This is a genomic window from Limnoraphis robusta BA-68 BA1, from assembly GCF_034932365.1.
Classification (GTDB): Bacteria; Cyanobacteriota; Cyanobacteriia; order Cyanobacteriales; family Microcoleaceae; genus Capilliphycus; species Capilliphycus robustus.
On sequence record NZ_JAYGHR010000033.1, the window covers coordinates 1 to 21730 of the forward strand.

Consider the following 21730-nt stretch of genomic DNA (forward strand, 5'->3'; position numbering starts at 1 on the left):
ATCTTCTGAAAGTTTCCATCCCGATGTTTTGTATTCAACAGATGCTCTGACTTGATATTTTTTAAACTTTGGGAATCCTTTTCTACCGGATATTTTTTGCCGACAATTCTTATAGAACCTCTCAATTGATGCCCATGCTCTCTCTGCCTGTGCTTGTCGAGCCATAGAATTGAGTTTGTTCACCCAAGGAAAACTAGGATTGTCTGACAGCAGTTTGCAGTAGCGATAGGCATCGTTGCGACTTTGAACTTGACCATTTATCCATGCTTTGATGATACTGTTACGAACAAACCTACCAGTACGGATAGCTTCGTCTAAGTTTCTGTACTGGTATTGCGTTCCTTGCAGCTTCATTTCATACACAAGCATAGATTATCGGCATCAAGCCACGATAAACTTATGTTAGCATAAAATAATCCGTCGTGAACGACCTTGCTCTAAACCTGCTTCTCTTGGTAATTTGTGATCTGAGTTGATTTTGAGCATTAGGTCTAATAGACCTATTCCCGATCCGCCATTGAACAAGCTAAACTGTCAGATCGAGGCTTAAGCGCGAGGATGGCAAATACATGGAATTACAATCTATCAAAACTGAGGTTAAGCTGGGTCAATTATCCCCTTCCGAACCCTCTAATTCTACTCCCCCCAAGAGTAACCCGACTTTACCCTCAACTCAAAAATCTTGGACAATAGAAGACAGTGAAAAGTTGTATCGCATTCTCGGTTGGGGTGAGCCTTATTTTGCGATTAATTCCGCAGGTCATGTGACGGTTTCTCCAAAGGGAGATCGGGGCGGCTCGTTAGATTTATATGAATTGGTAGAATCCCTCAAACGCCGCAATTTAGGGCTGCCTTTATTGATTCGTTTTCCTGATATTCTCGAAGATCGCATCGAACGTTTAAATGCTTGTTTTGCTAAAGCAATTGCTCGTTACAAATATCCGGGTGATTATCGCGGTGTTTATCCGGTAAAATGTAATCAAGAACGACATTTAATTGAAGATTTAGTTCGGTTTGGTCAACCGTTTAAATTTGGCTTAGAAGCAGGCTCTAAACCTGAATTATTGATTGCTTTAGCCATGCTGGATACTCCCGGTTCTCTACTCATTTGCAATGGCTACAAAGACCGGAATTATATCGAAACGGCGATGTTTTCTCAACGGTTGGGACATACTCCAATTATTGTGATGGAACAACTAGAGGAGGTTTATACTGCCATTGAAGCGAGTCGTCATCTGGGTATTAAACCCATCTTAGGGATTCGAGCTAAATTGAGTACAAAAGGCATGGGACGCTGGTGTGGAACCACAGGCGATCGCGCTAAATTTGGCTTAACAATTCCTGAAATGATTCAGGTGGTTAATGATTTGAAATCCGCCGATTTGTTAGACTGTTTGCAACTTTTGCATTTTCATATTGGTTCTCAAATTTCTTCGATTAGTGTGATTAAAGATGCCATTCGGGAAGCGAGTCAAATTTATGTTGAACTTTCCCAATTAGGCGCGAAGATGAAATATCTAGATGTAGGGGGCGGTTTAGGAATTGATTATGATGGGTCAAAAACCAATTTTCATGCCTCTAAAAACTACAATATGCAGAATTACGCTAATGATATTGTAGCAGAGGTTAAGGAAGCTTGTGACGAACGAAAAATCTCTGTTCCGACTCTGATTAGTGAAAGTGGGCGGGCGATCGCTTCTCATCAGTCTGTGTTAGTTTTTGATGTTTTGGGTACCAGTGAAGTTCCCCCTAATTCTCCTCCCTCTATTACAGAAGATGATCATTTGATTCTCAGAAATTTGTTTGAAACTTATCAAGTGATTAACCCCGATAACTATCAAGAAGTCTATCACGATGCGATTCAGTTTAAAGAGGAAGCCATTAGTTTGTTTAACTTTGGATATTTAAGTTTAAGCGATCGCGCCAAAGTTGAACAACTTTTTTGGTCTTGCTGTCATAAAATACAAGAAATTGTCCGGGTTTCTGAATATGTTCCCGATGATTTAGAAGACTTAGAAAAAATGATGGCGTCTATTTATTATATCAATTTATCGGTGTTTAAATCCGCACCCGATAGTTGGGCGATTGATCAATTATTTCCAATTATGCCAATTCATCGTTTAGATGAAGAACCAACACAACGGGGAACTTTAGCGGATTTAACTTGTGATAGCGATGGTAAGATTAATCAGTTTATTGATTTGCGGGATGTTAAATCTGTTTTAGAGTTACATTCCTTGCGAGAAATTGAAGACAAATCTCAGGGTAAAAAAGCCGTTGAACCCTATTATTTAGCTTTATTTCTTGGGGGTGCTTATCAAGAAATTATGGGGAATTTGCACAATTTGTTTGGCGATACTCATGTGGTTCATATTAAACTCACGCCCCAAGGTTATCAGATTGAACACGTTGTTAAAGGGGATACGATGACAGAAGTTTTGGGTTATGTTCAGTATGATGCTGAAGATTTAATCGAAAATATTCGCCGTCAAGCCGAACTTGCTTTACAACAAAATAAAATAACGATTGAAGAATCTCAACGGTTGTTGCAAAATTACGAGAGTAGTTTGGGGCGATATACTTATTTGAGTTAATACTTTTCAATGTTGGGTTTCCTGCCTCAACCCAACCTACTCCTCTATAACAAACACAAACCAAATTTTGGCGATCGCTTTTTCTGGGCGAGGACATTCAAGTTGTTTTTGAGTTCAACTTCGGGGGATATTTGGTGTGAAAAAATGGGTTTTTAGAATATAGTTCCTGCATAATTCATCGAAACAGAGCCAATCTATTATTGATTATTTAACTTATCTACTAATGTTTGCCATCCCTTAGCGGATATACCATAAAACTCTTTAGCTTCCTGAAAGCTTGAGAATCTTGACTTCAAGTCGTTCACAGTATATCTATCTGAGATATTCTCATTGCTTCTGGGTTGACTCTGAGCATGATTTAGGTGAAGATCACTTGTTTCACCTAAATCTTTGTGTATTTTTTCTGCTAAATCCATCCAGTTGTTAGCGTCTACATCAAAGTTCAGGCAGGCGTTCTCAAGAATGAAATACTCTTCTCTTAACTTCTTCGCCAACTCATTAATGACACACATTTCAGAAGTATCAGATTCTTGATCATCTTCAACTGCTTTATCTTCAGATTCATCATTTAATTTTGAAAGGAAATCAATAGAATCTTGATCTTCTATAGTCTTATTCATTTTTAAATCTCTAATAGAAGACTGGGCATTCTCAAATTCTTCTATTCTTTTCGTTAAATATTTAATGATGTAAAATGCAATAATTCCCCATATTACAGAAAGTGAAATTACAAATAATATTGAGAGAAATAAATTGATAGTAGCATCTGCAACAAAAGCAATAGCAAATATTGGAATAGCTACTACAGAGATATACAAGCCTATTCTTATTTCTTTGAGCGACTTGTGTTTTTTTAGCTGCTTTTGCTCTTCTATATAAGTGACTTCATAGCTTTTTATGTCTGACATTGTTGTGTAGTCTAGACATTTCCTCATACGCTGCTTAGCTAAATCCATATTGGAATCTATTATGTTAAGCATTGAATCAATATTATTCAATACTTGATCATTTATGTTACTGATCGAAGCATTGATGGAAGATCTTGTCCTAGATGCACCTTTATATCTAATTAATCGACCATGATTTCTAGCAGAATTCCTTTGTCCTCTAACCCATATCCTCAGATTAGATTTCTCCCTACCGATATTATTTTGGGTTTCCTGATAAATCTGGATGGCTCTTAAACAAATTATTCCAACCTTCTTAGCATTTTCAGTCGATATCCTTACATCATCTGTTCTTAAGAACTCTTGATTTCTACGAGCAAATTCAGAGGGATTGAGATATCTGTATGTATAGCTCATGACATATTATGAGGATTACTACTATGCTTTTATCGGAAAACTGCTTGTATACTAATAATATAGCATTTCTCGGACTCATGAGGTACAGTGAAGGCGATCGCTAAAGCTAAACGATTCGCGTACCCGAATGGCGATGGCTTTAGCCAAATGATGCGCTTACCCAAATGGTGATCGCAGTATCCAGCTTGCAGAACTCTGGACAAACGGGGCATTGTCAATGAAATTATGTTGAATTCACAATACAATAATAAACAAGTCAAAAAAGCCGTAATTCCCGCAGCAGGTTTTGGGACTCGGATGTTTCCCGCAACGAAAGGATTAAAGAAAGAGTTTTTTCCGATTATTGACAAGGATAGACGGGCGAAACCGATAATTTTAGTGATTGTTGAGGAAGCCATTCAAGCAGGTATTGAAGAAGTGGGAATTGTTGTACAACCAACTGATCGCGAACTTTTTGAAGCTTTCTTTAAACATCCCCCTCAACCGAAATTGTGGAATAAACTCTCAGAAGAACGACGAGAATATAGCCAATATTTACAAACAATCGGAGAACGGATTACAATCTTAACTCAAAGCAAACAAGAAGGTTATGGTCATGCGGTTTTTTGTGCGGCTGAGTGGGTGAATAATCAACCGTTTTTATTGCTATTAGGTGATCATGTTTATCGTTCAGATTTAGAGATTAATTGTGCGCGTCAATTGTTAAATATTTATGAACAAGTTCAACACAATGTTATTGGTTTGAGAGTAACACCTGGAGAGATGATTCATCATTATGGTTGTGTTTCGGGAACTTTTCAAGACACAGAACAAATCTTATCTCTGACTCAAATTTATGAAAAACCTAGTTTAGATTACGCTTCTACACATCTGCGTATTCAGGGGATGAATGAGAATCAGTTTCTCACAATTTTTGGCTTATATGTTCTAGAACCGCCGATTTTTGAGATATTAGCCGCACAAATTCAAGCCAACCAAAGAGAAAAGGGAGAATTTCAGCTTACCTCTTGTTTGGAAATTTTACGTCAAAAACAGACAATGACAGGTTATATTATTAAAGGTCAATGTTTGGATACGGGATTACCGGAGGCTTACCGTCAGACGATGATTGAGTTTGGGTAAGCGCGAGTAATTTTTATTTTTCCAGATTATACAAGATCAGAGGATCGCGGAAACGCATCTGAGCAAAACAATTTAAAGTGTTAACGGGACAATAATTTCGATGCTAGCTAAACGAATTTTACCGTGTTTGGATGTCAATGCAGGTCGAGTGGTGAAAGGGGTGAATTTTGTTGACCTCAAAGATGCAGGAGATCCCGTTGAATTAGCGTCTATTTATAATGAAGCCGGCGCCGATGAGTTGGTGTTTCTCGATATTACCGCCACCCACGAACAGCGAAATATTATCCTCGATGTGGTTTATCGCACGGCTGAACAGGTGTTTATCCCCCTAACCGTTGGCGGGGGTATCCAAAACTTAGAAATGATTAAAAATTTGTTACGGGCGGGGGCTGATAAAGTCAGTATTAACTCGGCTGCGGTGCGTGATCCAGAGTTTGTTAGTCGGGCTAGCGATCGCTTTGGGGCGCAATGTATTGTGGTGGCTATTGATGCGCGTCGTCGCCCTGATCCGGCTAACCCGGGCTGGGATGTGTACGTGCGGGGCGGGCGGGATAATACAGGCATAGATGCGATCGCTTGGGCGCTAGAAGTGGCTCAAAGAGGCGCAGGAGAGCTTCTGGTGACGAGTATGGATGCTGATGGCACGCAAGCGGGATATGATTTAGAATTGACTCGAACCATTGCAGAAAATGTTGAAATTCCGGTGATCGCATCTGGCGGGGCGGGAAATTGTCATCATATCTACGAAGCTCTGACAACGGGAAGAGCAGAGGCAGCGTTATTGGCTTCGTTACTGCATTTCGGCCAGTTGAGTGTAGCAGAAATTAAGTCTTATTTAAGTCAAGAGCAGGTATCTGTAAGAAATTCTTAAGTTCTGCTAAATTCCCCTCTGCATAGGATGTGTGGGCTTATTCCTTCTCCAGGGGGTTGACTAGATTACTCTTGACTTTCAAATAGTTACAAAACTCCTGTTAGAATAGAAGAAATGTTACGAAACGTAACTTATGCTCATTCCTATTCTAATAATTGACATGGCTTTGGTGGCTTGGTCTGTACATCTGATGCAGCAAGCGGCTCGTTATCGGGAGTTCTCATTTGTGTTGGCAGGTATCTTGGTTGCGATTTCGGCGGCGGCGATGATAGTGGTCTATTTTTTGATGGGATCTTGCATCGATCACCTGTTTCAGATGTCTAACCACTCCTATTCCTATTCCTATTCCTATTTTTAGGACAGGATGGTAATTCCTGGTTGCATATGACTGGGGGTTTAGCAGGTTGAGTCTGATGTAAAGCTGAGTGAGTCGAGCAAAGTTCTTGACAAACTGTTGTTAACTCAGCTATGATGAAAAATACTGCAAGGGGCTATAGCTCAGTTGGTAGAGTGCTTCAATGGCATTGAAGATGTCAGCGGTTCGAGTCCGCTTAGCTCCATATCGCTACGCGATAACCACCATAACACTTTCACCCCAGACGGCATCTCCGATGCTTCCATCGTTCTCTCGAAATTCTCTCAGAACATATTCTTATCCGGGAAACTGAGAGAAAGTCTAGCATCGATAGTAACTTTGGTTACAGAAAATGCTAGTTACTCTCCCTTCAAGTTATTCTTTAAGGTAAAATTTCAAAACTCAGACAATGTTGCGGACGAAACAAGCGAAAATCTCGCTGATCTAAAGTCAAAACTGTTGTGATTTTATAACGTTCTGCTACTGCCATAACAGTTGCATCAACAAAATCAATGCGACTATCTTGATATTGTTCTAAAATTTCTGCAACTCGGAGTAAATCTCTATCGGTTAATTCGATTAACTGAAAACGGCTAGCAGATAAACCTCGCAAAAAATTAGCAACTGTCTGAATTCCGGCATCCCGGCCAACTAAATAGGCAACTTCAGTTAGTACGGTTTGAGGGAGTATTATTTTTGGATATTGGCTATAAATCCTAACAACATCTTGGTGTTTAATATCACTACGATTTAACAAAGCAACAACAAAACCAGTGTCACCAATAACTAAGGATTTTTCCACGTCCATCCTGAAGTTTGAGTCATTTCTTGCTGTAATTTATTCTCTGCATCACTCGCTAAATTAGGAGAACCAGCAAAGAGTCCTACTAAAGGATCAGATTCTAAATCAGGAACTTCTAATTGCTCCTGGATGTAGAGTTTGACCGCTTCTGTAATTAAGGATTCAACCGATTGATGACGTTGATCCGCTAAAATCAAGAGTTGATCTAATATTGTCGGATCAGGGTTCCAGCTTAAAGTGTTGTCTGGCATGACTTGAATTAATTTCAGTTACAACCTGATTAATTATAGCTGATCAGCAATACCTATTATGACTAGGGGTTCACGGAATAACTTTCTGGGTTGTTCCTACTTTCTGTAAAGTTTTAACGGATGCAACAGGATGATCTTTCCCTTTAGAGGTTTTGATGACAAATGGCGATCGCTTTCAATGGATAAACAGCCAAAACCTGTTTTTTGCCAAGTCTCAAGCAAAAGGTCTTGAATCCGGGCAAAAACTTCGTCAATTTGGGTCGGTTTAATGTCGGGTTCAGAGGACATAATATTGGGGTTAAACGTAAGTGGTCACACAGTCGGCAGAGATAGAAATCGAATACGGTGAGGTTCATTAAAAAATCACCCGAATTCCACGAAAACAAAATATATACTTCCGTTTAGCTAGTCAATTTATTCTACCGTTGCAGGTGAACAATTTTCTTGATCATCACAATTGAAGATCAGAAGTGAACCATCTGGCTGCCTTCTAATTAGAAGATTGTCAGCAATATAAGATGGATGAGAATTTTGAGTATTAGGGTTTCTAGGATTGTATCCTGCTATCACTAATCCAAAGGAACAAGTATATAGTTTCATGGTTTGTAAAACCAGATCAGGACTATTGGTATTAGGATTAAAATACCGGGTTAACATTTGTCCTGAACTTCCTTCCATTTGCAGTACGCTTTCATAAGAAAGTCCTTGAAATGTCCATTGAACTTTATAAGTTCCGTAGATGTACTCATTGCTACTAGAAGGAATACAATCTCTCTGTTGAGCAATCAGAATGGGTTGCTGGTGAAGTTGCGGTGAGATAGGGATTGATTCAGAGAATGCTGGAAAGATGTTGCTCAAGGTTAAGGTTATTGTAGTAACAACCAAGCTTGCTAAATCACTTGAAATTTTGGCAGCTAATTTCATCAGGATTACTCCTATATACTGTCGAATCAAAAGTTGTCTAAATCGGGAGAAAATGTTTGACTGGCGTTTGTTAGAAAGGCTCTTGATGATAACTAAAGATTCAATCAGATTCCAACTGCCGATCAATATCCTTTAAAGCAGACTGCAATCTTCCCAGTAGTTGTCGCTGGCTACGAACCTCATGTGATTCTTCAGGGGGTTCAAAAGTGAATACATCTTTTACGCTTCTTTCGTATTCTAGAACTTTTGAAAGCACTTCATTACTAAAACTTCTAAGATATTTTTCAACAGCATTATTGCAAGCTGTTAATAATTGAGATTGATAGTTGGCTTCTAATTCTTCTTTGCGTTTCTTAGCTGATTCTTGCATTGCGTTATATGCTAAAGCTGCACCAGCAGCAGTACCCCAAGGACCAAAAACTGAACCAACAAAACCACCTGCTAAAGCAGCCCAACCTGCACCACTGGGTTCATCAATCTCTGTGGGTCTTTCTGGAATATCAATTTCAGGAAAATCTGGCAGTGATATTTCTATTTCATCTGGCTGATTAGATCCGAGAGTGTAACAGGCTTCTTCAATCCACTTATCTACTGCTTCAAAACGCTCAACAAGTGCATTTCTGAGGGTATTATTTAGCCAGTCTGTTAATTCATCTTGATATAGAGCTTGAAAACACTCAGATTGATACCGATCTATCAGCTTTTGTGGATCGAGCCAATCTATCAGGTTTTGCAGGCTTGTCTCAAAGGCTTGTTTGAGTTGTTCTGCTTCTCGTCTTCCTCTCTCAATTTCACTATTACGTTCTCGATCAATGATTCTGAGTTGATCTTTCAATTGCTGGGTTTTAGTTTCTAGAGATTTTTTAACTTGATTAGCGATCGCAATTAGGCGAGGTAAACGAATTTGCTCAACCCGATCTGATAAAATAGTCAGTAGATTATACAATTCAGACTCAAAATTTATAATCCCACTGTGATAGGCTGCTTGTGTATCTCCTTTGAGTCTTGCTCTTAAAGCAGGTAGAGCATCCACTCGATATAGGTTGCTCATACTATTAGGCAAATCCAACCTGAAGTCCTGAGCAATAGAACGTGCTCGTTGAACAACTTCCTTTTGCTCCTCAACATCCAGTAAATTCAAGAAATTAATTACAAAAATTACAGTTTTAATTTCTCGATCAAGTAACCAGTCCCTAAGATTCTCTATTTCTTGCAATGTAAATAGTTTCCGAGCATCTAGCACTTGAATCACCAAATCTGCTGTTAAAAGTTGAGTACGAACCAGATTGTCTTGTTCTTCTCTATCATTGGTTCCTGGTAGATCAATTAGTTCTACATTATTTGTCAGTAAACGATGAGGACATAAAACTTCTACTGAAGTTACATCATCTCGCATTCGCCTTTCACCATCAAGAATCGCAAAACGCTGTAAAATATCTGTACCGCTTTCACTGGATTTTGTGCCATCTAAGAAAGTAATATGAGTTTGTAAGGCTTCACCATACTTAATACTAATTGCAGCCCCAGTTGTTGGAATTAAAGCAATGGGAAGTGCATAACTCCCTAACAGAGCATTCAGTAAGGTTGATTTTCCGTGATTAAAAGGGCCAAATACTGCTACTTTAAAATTAGGATTATTCACATGGTTGCCAACAGAGATTACATCTGACAAAAGTTGTGAATGCAATTCTTGATCCAGTAAATTAACGCTTTGCTTTAGACTCTTTAAAATCTTCATATAATCAATTAATTTTTGGAGGTAAAAAGGGAAAAATGAAGCATTTCCCTTTTCAATTTTGGGCGACTAGAGTTTAAGATTTTTGTTCGATGAGCGAATCGTAGGTATCTTCAAGCTGATGCAGTAAAGATAGAACCTGATTATCTAAACTTCTTAAACGTTGAACTTCTATATCTCGATCACTTTGACTACGCTCTTTTTGCTTAACTAAATCATCAAGTTCTGATTTTCTCGATTGGATATCATCGTTCATCCGGCTGATGACTTCATTGCCATAAGCATCAAAACAATCTTGCACGACCTTGCGAATAACTTCAGATTGTTCACTAGCAATCTGAGGAAGATACTTGACTAATTCTGTTTTCATCACTTTAATCATCTTGCCTCGCGCTTGGTTGGCAGATAGAGTACCCAAACCTAACCCCGCGAGCGCAATTCCTAAAGGGCCTAGCAACACTCCCGTAATTGCATAAACAGCACCTCCAACTAGAGCAACACCTCCAAGATTCAGTAGGATTTGCTTCCAGTTAAATAGTCCGGTTCCTGCCATTGCGACACCCGCAATATCTCCAGTGGCAGCAGCAAAAATTCCGGCTGCCCATTTAGCCCATCCGGGAGATTTATCTTCCTCAATAAGAGCAGCATCTACCACTAAGGATTTTCCCGTCAACTTCTGAGCAATTTTGTCAGTAGTTTCACTATAAGACTGACCATATCGAAGCGCACTGAGAGCCAGTTGTTTAAAGGCGACATCCATCTCTCGTTCGGCGTTGCGACTCCAATCTGCTATCTTGTCATTAAGGTATAATTCAAATGCTTGTTTTAAAGATGCTTCAAATTTTTTACGCTTACCTTGACGTAAAAAGTCTAAAAATTTTAATTGGGGCTGGTAGCGTCCAAAGTCTGACTCAAATGTTGTACCTAAGTTAGAAACGTAAAACCGAAAATTGTTAACAATTGCATCAGTTTTATGATCCCGCATCCTTCTAATGTCATCCTTGAAGTTGTCGCGAATCTCGGTTAGCTTATCAAATTCGGGTTGAACGGAACGAATTTTATGCTTTAATTCATCGACATCTTGATTCAGTAAAGGGATTCGACTTTCAATAGATTGATGAACACGCCGATGAGTCTGACGAGCTAAAGATCGAGCTTGACGCAGTTCAGAGATTGCTCGTTCTTTAGTCAAAAATGTGTTGAGTGAGTCGATAAATTCGGGAAAACCTGTTCCTTCTAAAGTATCAGATGAGTCGCGCAACCGACGACGTAATGCATTACGGGCTGAAATTTCAAAGACACGCTCGCTATAAATATTATTGTCGTCTACTTGGCAATATTCCCACAAGTTATTTCTGTAAAACTCACGGACTTTATTTTCCTCTTTTTCAATTTCTGCCTCGTCGGGAACAATAACGGTTTCTCGGATTAAATCCCAGGCATTAATTAAAAAGAAAACCGTTAGTCCTCGTTCTTTAATATAGTTTTCGAGGTAACGTCTTTCACCAAGAGTAAACTGCTGTGTTGCACTCATAACAAAGAGAACAGCATGGCAATTGTTGAGATAACCTAACGTTAATTGATTTCTGGCTTCGGTATCATTAAGACCCGGGCTATCCACTACCTCAACACCCTTTTCTAATAAAGCTAAAGGATATTCAACTACAGCATATTCAACATCAGGAAAAGCTTGTTTATTTTCATCTTCTAATCGCTTTGACTCTTTGGGATCGATGGTATAGCGAATTTTGAACGTATCAAAATCTAGCACTTCAGGAGATTTACCATCATTAAAATAAACTGTAACTTGTTTCTGGTGGTTAAAACGTAGGATTGTAAGTACCGCAGTACAGGGATTAACATCACTGGGTAATACATTTTCTCCAAGTAGAGCATTCAAAAAGGTACTTTTACCTCGTTTCATATCACCCAGAACTAATAGCCGAAATACACCTTCTCGTAAATTCTGGGTTGTTAGTTGTAAGTCTTTGATTTCTCGCGCAAAAGTTGTCCGATCTCCCTTAGAAATAATTTCAGCCATATTACCGAGATAATTGGCAAATCCTTGACGTACAGAAGCAACTTTTTCGAGATCATTAATGAAACTATCAGGATGATTTTTGGAAGTCATGGTGATTCTCCTGTTTGACTGAAAATTTTTGGATGAACTTAAGATTTAGTTTGTTAAAACTCAATAAATCGTCAGGGGACAGATTGAGAACAGTGTCCCTTCGATTTGAGAAACTCATTCTAAGTCCGCTTGGCAAGGGGACTTTTGGGGTAGTGACAGTGAAGCTATCGAACTTCGGGAACGGGTTTATTCAACTTAATGGTTAGATGTGATGTTCGGGGTAGAACCCGCCCCTGCGGAGATGTGAAAAGTTATAGATGATAGAGGTAAAGGGACAAGTCACTCTCAGGCTTTTTATCAACTTCGAGATATCTAACCTTTATAACCAAGCCCTTTAAACAAGTAAAATTGCTGATATGTGAAGCTTAACATCAGGTCAGGAGAAAAAAAGTACCCAAAAAGTGAAGCTGGGTGTACAATAAAGTAGAAAAAAGTGAATCCTCTATATTTTAATCTTCTAAAATAAGGATAAAATCGGTAAAAATATCATCAGTTAATTACCTTGGGTGCAATGGAAATCGAACAAACTATTAAACAAATTCAGGAACGTGTTTATCGTCAAACAGGAAAATACTTAAAATCTGTTCAAGTTGAGATTCTTCAGGGAGTTTTGAAGGATCAGAAATATATAATCATTGCGAGGCGGACTCAACGAGAAGAAAATAGTATTAAAAAAGAAGCTTCTCTCCTCTGGAAGCAACTCGGTGATGTATTCGGAGAAAAGGTGACAAAACCCTATCTCAAACAAGTGGTAGAGCGACAGTTTTCTACTTCGTCTCCTGTCTCGAATTCCTCAAATCAACAGTCGGATTCTTATCAGGATTGGGCGGATTCTCCAGATGTGGGTGATTTTTTGGGACGGGAAACCGATTTAAACACTTTAAAAGAATGGATAATCCGCGATCGCTGTCGTCTGATCGCAGTGGTTGGACTTCCGGGGAAAGGAAAAACCAGCCTGACTGTAAAATTAGCCCAAGAAGTCAGTGGAGAATTTCAAGGAGTTATTTGGCGATCGCTATTAAACTCCCTCTCTATTCAAGACCTGATCAAAGACTGGATTTTATTTCTCTCTCATCAAGAAAAGACCGATTTACCCGATAGCCTTGAACAACAAATTTGTTTATTAATTTCCTATTTAAAACAAAATCGCTACTTATTTATTTTAGATAACGTTGAGACGATTCTCACCGCCGGAACTGAAGGGATAAAATATAAATCCGGTTCCGAAAACTATTATCAACTATTAGAAAAAATTGCCGAAGTTTCCCATCAAAGTTGTTTCCTGCTAACCAGTCGCATCAAAATTCGTCATTTAGAAAAATTCGCAGGTCAACATCAACCCGTCCGTTTTTTCCAATTGGGAGGGTTAACCGTTGACCCCGCAAAGCAACTGGTTCAACAAAAAGGAGATTTTTTCGCCACAGAAACCGAATGGGAACAATTAATTAATTTATATCGAGGAAATCCATTAGCCTTAAAATTAACCGCCTGTCATATTCAAAACGTATTTGGCGGAAATATTGGTGAATTTTTAAAAAATAATAGTCTGTTTTTTCAAGACATTCGAGAATTATTAGATTGGCATTTTCAGTCCTCCATCCCGGAAGAACATCAGATTTTATATTGGTTAGCTATTCACCGAGAACCCGTTTCACTGCTGGAGTTAAAAACCCATTTAGTCTCGCCCTTCTCTCAACATCATTTATCGGATTATTTAGACTGTTTGCAGGGAAGAATGCTGCTGGAAAAAACCGCCGATCAAAACCGCTTTACCCTGCAACCTGTGTTGATGGAATATGTGACTGAAAAATTAATCGCAACCGTCACCCAAGAATTGATCGTCGGTGAATTTAATCTATTTAATCGCTATGCGTTAATGCTGGCTACCACAAAAGATTATATCAAAACCAGCCAAATTAGAATGATTATTCACCCGATTATCGAGGCTTTGTTAGAATCATTTCAAACCGTCTCTCATTTAGAAACTCATTTAAAATCATTAATTCGTCAAACTCAAGAAAAATCTCCCCTGACTCCCGGTTATATTGGCGGAAATTTAATCAATCTACTTTGTACCTTGGAAATCAACCTGACCGGCTATGATTTATCGAATTTAACGATTTGGCAAGCTAACTTACAAGGAATTAAGCTGCATTACGTTGATTTTTCTAACTGTCACTTCAAAAATACCGTTTTTACTCAATGTTTTGGCGGAATTCACGCTTTAGCCTTTACTCCCGATGGTCAGATTTTAGCGGCGGGAGACTCGGAGGGAATGATTCGATTTTTAAACGTTGAAACGGGGGAAATATTAACAACTTTTGGAAAACATAAATGGTGGGTGGCTTCCCTCGCCTTTAGTTCAGATGGTCAAAAATTGGTCAGTAGCAGTTTAGATCATACCGTTAAAGTTTGGGATGGAAAAACGGGTCAATTGCTGCACAGTTTAGAAGGACATAACGAATGGGTTTGGACGGCAACTTTTAGTCCCGATGGTAAAATCATCGCCAGTGGTAGCAACGATCAAACGATCAAACTTTGGGATGCAAATAACGGTCAATTGTTGAAAACAATCAAAGGACATCAGGGCTGGGTTTTAAGCGTGGCTTTTAGTCCCAATCAAGCTATTTTAGCCAGTGGAAGTTATGATAAAACGATTAAACTTTGGGATGTGAAAACGGGCGAATGTTTGCAAACGATAACGGGAAGTAATGATGCGATTTGGTGCGTGGCTTTTAGTCCCGATGGTCGGCAACTTGCCAGTTGTGGCTATGAAAAAATTATCAGAATTTGGGAGATTGAAACTGGGAAATGTGATAAAATTTTGCAAGGACATAAAAAAGAAATTAAAGTGTTAGCTTGGAGTCCCGATGGTCAAACCATAGCCAGTGGATGTTTTGACTCTATTGTGAAGTTTTGGTCGGTGAAAACGGGAAGCTGTCTGGCGAGTTTAAAACAGTATAAAACTGGGATTAGAACCTTGGCTTTTAGTCCCGATAATCAAACGGTTGCAACGGGAGATAATGACCAAATTATTAAACTTTGGAATCGTCAAACGGGAAAATGTCTACAAACGTTTCGAGGATATACAAACTGGGTTTGGTCGTTAGCATTGAGTCCTGATGGTCAGATGTTGGCGAGTAGTCATTTAGACCATCAAGTGAGACTGTGGAATAGTGAAACCGGAGACTGTTTAAAAACTTTAACCGGACATCAGGCTTGGGTGTGGTCGGTGGCGTTTAGTCCCGATGGAAAAACGGTGGCGAGTAGTAGTGATGATGAAACAATTCGGTTGTGGGATGTGAACACCGGAAACTGTTGGAAATGTTTAAATTATTCGACGGAATATTATCAAGGTGGAATCTGGACGGTAGCCTTTAGTTCGGATGGTTTTTATTTGGCGAGTGGCGGTCAAGATACAACGGTGAAAGTTTGGAACTTACAAACTGATGAACTGACGGTTTTAACCGGACATCAAGGTTGGGTTTGGAGGCTGGCTTTTCATCCCCAGGCTGCTATTTTAGCCAGTGCAAGCGATGACAAAACGATTAAAGTTTGGGATGTCAAAACACAAGAATGTTTGCACACTTTCCCTGAAAAAAATAATATTAGATCGATAGCTTTTAATTTTGAGGGTTCGCTTTTGGCGAGTGGGAGTGAGGAGAAAACGGTCAAAGTCTGGGATTTAAAAACCGAAAAATGTCTGCATACCCTATTCGGACATGAGGGATGGATTTGGTCGGTTGATTTTAGTCCTGATAGTCAAATTTTAGCGAGTGGAGGTGATGATTGTACGGTGAAATTATGGGAGATGAAAACCGGAAATTGTCTCCACACCCTCGCAGAACATGATAGTACGGTAACATCGGTGATGTTTAATCGCTATCGCCATAAGATGATGAGCGCCAGTTCTGATGGTCAAATTAAACAGTGGGAAGTTGAGACGGGAAAGTGCTTAAAAAGCTTGATTGTTCCCAACATTTATCATCAAATGAAGATCGGAAATGTTCAAGGTTTAATAGAGGCTCAAAAAGAAGCTTTAAAAGGGTTAGGAGCAGTCGATAAATCTGGGTTTTAGGAAGATGGACTTGAGCAATTTTATCCAATTTATTCTTTTTAAATTCTAAATACTACGCGATCGCGTCCTGATTTTTTCGCTTCGTACAAGGCTCGGTCTGCTTCCCCAATCAAAAAATCTTCTGATAAATAATGATTGGGAATCAGACTGGCAACTCCCAAGCTTAAAGTGACTTGATTGCTCACAGGTGAATTGGAATGTTCGATCTCAATATTGTGCAGAGAATTCCTGATATTTTCGGCTACTTTTACCGCACCTTTGAGATGAGTATTTGGTAAAATAACTGCAAATTCTTCACCGCCATAACGTGCGACTAAATCAGCCGGACGTTTAACATTTTCACGCAGGATTTGAGCGATTTGCTGTAAACAAAAATCTCCAGCTCGATGACCATAGGTATCATTATAGGCTTTAAAAAAATCAACATCACACAAAATCAATGAGAGGGGAAGTCTTTCCCTCGCTAATCTTTTCCACTCCGAATGTAAACCTTGATCAAATCGACGACGATTAGCAATTTTAGTTAAGCTATCTACTGCGGCTAAATGCTCTAATTTTTGATTGACGATTTCTAATTGTTCGGTCAAAAGCTGCGATCGCTCTACCTGTTTTTTGAGTTCTTTCATCGCCCATTGCGTTTGTAAAATTCTGCGAATTCGCTGACGCATAATCGGCCAATGAATGGGTTTTGTAATGTAATCAGTTGCTCCGACTTCAAAGGCGCGATCAACTGATTTTTCATCGTTGAGAGTGGTAATAATTAAAACGGGTGGACACTGTTCACCCAAGGCGTTTTTGAGTTGATTACAACAGGTAAAACCATCAGTCTCCGGTAAAATAGCATCCAGTAAAATCATATCCGGTTTGAGGATAGAACACTGCTCAAAGCACTGTCGTCCATCACCGAGTTGAAGGACACGATATCCCTGACGTTCCATCTCCGCAGCGATTATTTTTCGCTGGGATAAGTCATCATCAACGACAAAAATTGAATGGGGATGAGTTTCACTGTTGACATAGAACATGGTTTAAACCTGAAAAAAATAAATGTTTAAAATTCATTAAAATTTATTCTTGTTTTTTTTACATAGACAAAATAAAAATCTAAATTTTATGATATTATATCACATCCAGTATGGCTTTATTTTACTCTTTTATTGGCTTGATTAAAGTCTCTAAAAATAATGATTAATCCGTAAAAATTACTATGTTATTGAAGGAGTAATACGGAATCTATATTGACTTATCGGTAAATTCACTGATCAATCAAGCGATCATTATACTCAATCCGGGAAATCCGTGAGTTTATATCTTGATCTAAACTTTTAAATTATTGAACAATATTTTTATATAATTATTTACTACATACAATAAATCAAGATAAAATATTAACATATCAGTTCTTTTTAGGCTATGTTTTTGTAAAACTTGTTGATTTTTTTGACTTAAAAAATATCTTAGATCCAGAGAATCTTGATCTAACAAAGCCTGCAAAGAGCGGCTTGAGCTTTACACAATCTTTATAAAATCAGCTAGAGAATAGCCGAAATCAAAATTAACCCCGCCTCTCATTCCAGAGGGCTTTCAGTCCAATTTAAGCCTAAAGAAGAGAGTCCTATTTTGTCAAGCTTTTGTAAAGCCGTTGAGTCAAATTCCAACAGGCTAGCGTTTGCATATCCTCAACAGCTTTACAAATCGGATAATTCCATTCTATAGAAAAGTAAGTTGACGACAATCATAGAATCGTCTATGCTCACTGTAAAGACCTGCAAAATAGCTATAGTTAACTTACTAAAACCAATTTCGTTTAATCCTCACCTGATTTCAGATTGCATATGAAAAGCCTATTCCTCGAACGCCTCCACAGTCCCGAACGTCCCGTTATCGTCTTCGACGGTGCAATGGGAACAAATTTGCAAGTTCAAAACCTCACCGCCGAAGACTTTGGCGGGAAAGAATACGAAGGTTGTAATGAATACCTCGTTCACACCAAACCCGAAGCTGTCAAAATAGTTCATCGGGGCTTTTTAGAAGCAGGTTCGGATGTGATCGAAACCGATACCTTTGGCGGTACTTCTATTGTTTTAGCCGAATACGACTTAGGGGATCAAGCCTATTATCTCAACAAAATTGCCGCCCAACTCGCTAAAGAAGTCGCGACGGAATATTCCACCCCGGAAAAACCCCGATTTGTTGCAGGTTCGATGGGGCCAGGTACAAAACTCCCCACATTAGGACATATTGATTATGATACCTTAGAAACGGCTTTTACTGAACAAGCTGAGGGATTATTTGATGGAGGTGTTGATTTATTCATTGTAGAAACCTGCCAGGATGTGCTGCAAATTAAAGCCGCCCTAAATGGAATTGAAAATATTTTTAAGAAGAAAGGCGAACGTCGCCCGATTATGGTTTCCGTGACAATGGAAGCCTTTGGAACGATGTTAGTTGGGTCAGAAATTAGTGCGGCTTTAACGATTTTAGAACCCTATTCTATTGATATTTTAGGATTGAATTGTGCGACCGGGCCAGACTTAATGAAAGAGCATATTCGCTACTTGAGTGAACATTCTCGGTTCGTCGTTTCTTGCATTCCCAACGCAGGTTTACCCGAAAATGTAGGCGGACAAGCCCATTATAAATTAACGCCAATAGAACTGAAAATGGCGTTGATGCACTTCATTGAAGATTTGGGCGTGCAAGTAATAGGCGGTTGCTGTGGAACTCGCCCCGATCATATTAAAGCCTTAGCTGAAATTTCTCAAACCTTAAAACCCAAACAACGCCAACCCCAATTAATCCCGTCGGCTGCTTCTATTTATGGTATTCAAACCTATGAACAAGAAAACTCATTCTTAATTATCGGGGAACGTCTCAACGCTAGCGGTTCTAAAAAATGCCGGGATTTACTCAACGCAGAAGACTGGGATGGTTTAGTTGCTTTAGCAAAATCTCAGGTGAAAGAAGGGGCGCAAATTCTCGATGTGAACGTTGATTATGTTGGGCGAGATGGCGTGCGAGATATGCACGAATTGGTGTCTCGTTTAGTAACAAATGTGAATTTACCGTTGATGTTAGACTCGACGGAATGGCAAAAAATGGAGGCGGGTTTAAAAGTAGCAGGCGGGAAATGTTTGCTGAATTCAACCAACTATGAAGACGGCGAAGAACGCTTTTTAAAAGTGCTAGAACTTGCGAAAAAATACGGCGCGGGTGTTGTCGTTGGAACCATTGATGAAGAAGGAATGGCACGCACCGCCGAGAAGAAATTTGAAATCGCCAAACGGGCTTATAATGATGCGATTAATTATGGCATTCCCGCCCATGAACTCTTTTTTGATACGTTAGCTTTACCGATTTCAACGGGGATTGAAGAAGACCGAGAAAATGGCAAAGCAACGGTTGAATCGATTCGTCGAATTCGCGAAGAATTACCCGGATGTCATATTGCTTTGGGCGTTTCTAATATTTCCTTTGGTTTAAATCCTGCCGCCCGTCAAGTGTTGAATTCGGTGTTTTTACACGAATGTATGGAAGTGGGTTTAGATTCCGCAATTGTTAGCGCCAGTAAGATTTTACCGCTTGCTAAAATTGAACCTGAATATCAAGATATTTGTCGCAAGTTAATCTATGATCAACGTCAATTTGAAGGCGATGTTTGTGTTTATGATCCGTTAACCGAATTAACTCAACTGTTTGAAGGGAAAACGACCAAACAAGATCGGGCTGTTACGAAAAATATGCCGATTGAAGAACGTCTCAAACAGCATATTATCGATGGTGAACGCATTGGTTTAGAAGAGGCTTTAGCCGTTGCTTTAGAAAAATATCCTCCCCTCGATATCATCAATATCTACTTATTAGAGGGGATGAAAGTTGTCGGAGAATTGTTTGGATCGGGTCAAATGCAGCTTCCGTTTGTATTACAATCCGCCCAAACGATGAAAGCTGCGGTGGCGTATTTAGAACCCTACATGGAGAAAGAAGACTCTAACGGTAGCGGTAAAGGAACGTTCCTCATTGCAACAGTTAAAGGTGATGTTCACGACATTGGGAAAAACTTGGTGGATATTATCCTTTCTAACAACGGTTACAAGGTGGTTAACCTGGGAATTAAACAACCAGTTGATAATATTATTTCCGCTTACCGAGAACATAATGCAGATTGTATTGCCATGAGTGGTTTATTGGTAAAATCCACTGCATTTATGAAGGAGAATCTGGAAGTTTTTAACAAAGAAGGCATTTCGGTTCCTGTTATTTTGGGCGGTGCTGCTTTAACGCCTAAATTTGTTTATGATGACTGTCAAAATACTTATCAAGGTAAGGTAGTTTACGGAAAAGATGCCTTTTCTGACCTGAACTTTATGGATCGATTGATGCCTGCAAAAACGTCAGGAAAATGGGATAATTTCCAAGGGTTCCTAGAAGAATATACTAAAGAAAATGAGTTCTTTGGGAACGGAAAGATTAAGTCTGAAACGGTTACTCCTGAGAAGCCAAAATCAGAAGCCGAAAATCAACAACCTGCAACGCCTGTAGAAGTTGATAGCCGTCGTTCAGAAGTGGTTGAGGTTAATATTGAACGTCCGACACCGCCATTTTGGGGTACAAAAGTTCTGCAACCAGAAGACATTTCTTTAGAAGAGGTTTTCTGGTATTTGGATTTACAATCTTTGTTTGCTGGACAGTGGCAATTCCGTAAACCGAAAGACCAATCTCGCGAAGAATATGATGCCTTTTTAGCGGAGACGGTTTATCCGATTTTAAATGAGTGGAAACAGCGAATTTTGCAGGAAAATCTCTTACATCCGCAAGCGGTTTATGGGTATTTTCCTTGTCAAGCGGAAGGGAATAGTCTGTTAATTTATGACCCGGAAGTGATGATTTCTGGAAACGGAAAACCCACCGAACCGATTGAAATCATTGAGTTTCCCCGTCAAGCTTCTGGAAAACGGTTGTGTATTGCTGATTTCTTTGCACCGAAAGAAACCGGACACATTGATGTATTTCCGATGCACGCGGTAACGGTGGGAGAAATTGCGACAGATGTTGCTCAAAAACTGTTTGCGGCTAACGACTATACCAACTATCTTTATTTTCATGGGATGGCGGTACAAACCGCAGAAGCGATGGCGGAATGGCTTCATGCGCGAGTACGTCGGGAGTTGGGTTTTGCAGGGGAAGATGCGGACAATATTAAGGATATTTTACGCCAACGTTATCGCGGTTCACGTTATAGTTTTGGGTATCCCGCTTGTCCGAATATGCAGGATCAATACAAACAGTTAGATTTGTTAAAAACAGATCGAATTGCGATGTATATGGATGACAGTGAACAGTTATATCCTGAACAGTCAACAACGGCGATTATGACCTATCATCCGGTTGCAAAATACTTTAATACTTAATCCCCCCTTGATCCCCCCTTAAAAAGGCAGGGCTGTTTCATTCTAAAATTTTGCGATCGCGAGGAGCTAAAATTGGAAGCAGTTTCACCCCTTTTTTCTTCAGAACACCTAAAATCTTAGAAAAACATAGCGATCGCCTGACTCAAACGGCT

At 39.4% G+C, this 21730-nt stretch carries 15 protein-coding genes, 1 tRNA gene and 1 pseudogene; 7 read left to right on the forward strand and 10 right to left on the reverse strand.

Annotated features, from left to right (window positions below; genetic code table 11):
* A pseudogene (locus VB836_RS12090) lies at positions 1 to 369 on the reverse strand (RNA-guided endonuclease TnpB family protein); the annotation flags it as partial.
* A 200-nt stretch (positions 370 to 569) separates the two neighbouring features.
* Here VB836_RS12090 and speA point away from each other — a divergent pair.
* The gene (gene speA / locus VB836_RS12095; RefSeq protein ID WP_323219559.1) at positions 570 to 2594 is read left to right on the forward strand and encodes a biosynthetic arginine decarboxylase; all 2025 of its coding nucleotides are present in this window, start codon (positions 570 to 572) and stop codon (positions 2592 to 2594) included.
* A gap of 197 nt (positions 2595 to 2791) precedes the next feature.
* Here speA and VB836_RS12100 read toward each other — a convergent pair whose 3' ends face one another.
* Complete coding sequence (locus VB836_RS12100; RefSeq protein ID WP_323219560.1) at positions 2792 to 3898, reverse strand: DUF3784 domain-containing protein; 1107 nt, start codon at positions 3896 to 3898, stop codon at positions 2792 to 2794.
* 29 nt (positions 3899 to 3927) lie between these two features.
* On the reverse strand, positions 3928 to 4110 hold the full coding sequence (locus VB836_RS12105; RefSeq protein ID WP_323219561.1) for a hypothetical protein: 183 nt from the start codon (positions 4108 to 4110) through the stop codon (positions 3928 to 3930).
* Positions 4111 to 4123: 13 nt separating this feature from the next.
* On the opposite strand from VB836_RS12105, the gene VB836_RS12110 reads away from it, so the two are divergent.
* The 4 genes from VB836_RS12110 to VB836_RS12125 all read left to right on the forward strand — a co-directional run bounded on the left by VB836_RS12110 (position 4124) and on the right by VB836_RS12125 (position 6451).
* Entirely contained in the window at positions 4124 to 5020 is an 897-nt protein-coding gene (locus VB836_RS12110; protein WP_323219562.1) for a sugar phosphate nucleotidyltransferase, read from the forward strand.
* A gap of 100 nt (positions 5021 to 5120) precedes the next feature.
* Positions 5121 to 5891, forward strand: coding sequence for an imidazole glycerol phosphate synthase subunit HisF (hisF, locus tag VB836_RS12115; protein WP_323219563.1), 771 nt, complete (start codon positions 5121 to 5123; stop codon positions 5889 to 5891).
* Positions 5892 to 6024: 133 nt separating this feature from the next.
* Entirely contained in the window at positions 6025 to 6249 is a 225-nt protein-coding gene (locus VB836_RS12120) for a hypothetical protein (RefSeq protein WP_046282057.1), read from the forward strand.
* Positions 6250 to 6378: 129 nt separating this feature from the next.
* Positions 6379 to 6451 (forward strand) — tRNA-Ala (locus VB836_RS12125).
* Positions 6452 to 6628: 177 nt separating this feature from the next.
* Here the strand turns inward: VB836_RS12125 and VB836_RS12130 are convergent.
* From VB836_RS12130 to VB836_RS12155, 6 genes are all read right to left on the reverse strand, one after another.
* Positions 6629 to 7048, reverse strand: a complete 420-nt coding sequence (locus VB836_RS12130) for a type II toxin-antitoxin system VapC family toxin (RefSeq protein WP_323219564.1) — start codon at positions 7046 to 7048, stop codon at positions 6629 to 6631.
* Positions 7033 to 7299 (reverse strand): hypothetical protein, encoded by a 267-nt coding sequence (locus tag VB836_RS12135; RefSeq protein WP_323219565.1) that lies wholly within the window; start codon positions 7297 to 7299, stop codon positions 7033 to 7035. The genes VB836_RS12130 and VB836_RS12135 overlap by 16 nt, the downstream gene beginning before the upstream one ends.
* Positions 7300 to 7395: 96 nt before the next feature.
* A complete protein-coding gene (locus VB836_RS12140) occupies positions 7396 to 7587 on the reverse strand; it encodes a hypothetical protein (RefSeq protein ID WP_323219566.1) in 192 nt (63 codons plus the stop codon).
* A 126-nt stretch (positions 7588 to 7713) separates the two neighbouring features.
* Positions 7714 to 8223 (reverse strand): hypothetical protein, encoded by a 510-nt coding sequence (locus VB836_RS12145; RefSeq protein WP_323219567.1) that lies wholly within the window; start codon positions 8221 to 8223, stop codon positions 7714 to 7716.
* 100 nt (positions 8224 to 8323) lie between these two features.
* The gene (locus VB836_RS12150; RefSeq protein ID WP_323219568.1) at positions 8324 to 9961 is read right to left on the reverse strand and encodes a dynamin family protein; all 1638 of its coding nucleotides are present in this window, start codon (positions 9959 to 9961) and stop codon (positions 8324 to 8326) included.
* A gap of 73 nt (positions 9962 to 10034) precedes the next feature.
* Positions 10035 to 12089: a dynamin family protein gene (locus VB836_RS12155; RefSeq protein ID WP_323219569.1), complete on the reverse strand. Its 2055-nt coding sequence runs from the start codon at positions 12087 to 12089 to the stop codon at positions 10035 to 10037.
* A 511-nt stretch (positions 12090 to 12600) separates the two neighbouring features.
* Between VB836_RS12155 and VB836_RS12160 the strand changes: the two genes are divergently transcribed.
* The gene (locus VB836_RS12160) at positions 12601 to 16167 is read left to right on the forward strand and encodes a WD40 domain-containing protein (RefSeq protein WP_323219570.1); all 3567 of its coding nucleotides are present in this window, start codon (positions 12601 to 12603) and stop codon (positions 16165 to 16167) included.
* 38 nt (positions 16168 to 16205) lie between these two features.
* On the opposite strand, the gene VB836_RS12165 is transcribed toward VB836_RS12160, so the two are convergent.
* Positions 16206 to 17192, reverse strand: a complete 987-nt coding sequence (locus VB836_RS12165; RefSeq protein ID WP_323219571.1) for a GGDEF domain-containing response regulator — start codon at positions 17190 to 17192, stop codon at positions 16206 to 16208.
* An 810-nt stretch (positions 17193 to 18002) separates the two neighbouring features.
* Here VB836_RS12165 and metH point away from each other — a divergent pair.
* On the forward strand, positions 18003 to 21578 hold the full coding sequence (gene metH / locus VB836_RS12170) for a methionine synthase (RefSeq protein ID WP_323219572.1): 3576 nt from the start codon (positions 18003 to 18005) through the stop codon (positions 21576 to 21578).
* Positions 21579 to 21730: the final 152 nt, after the last annotated feature.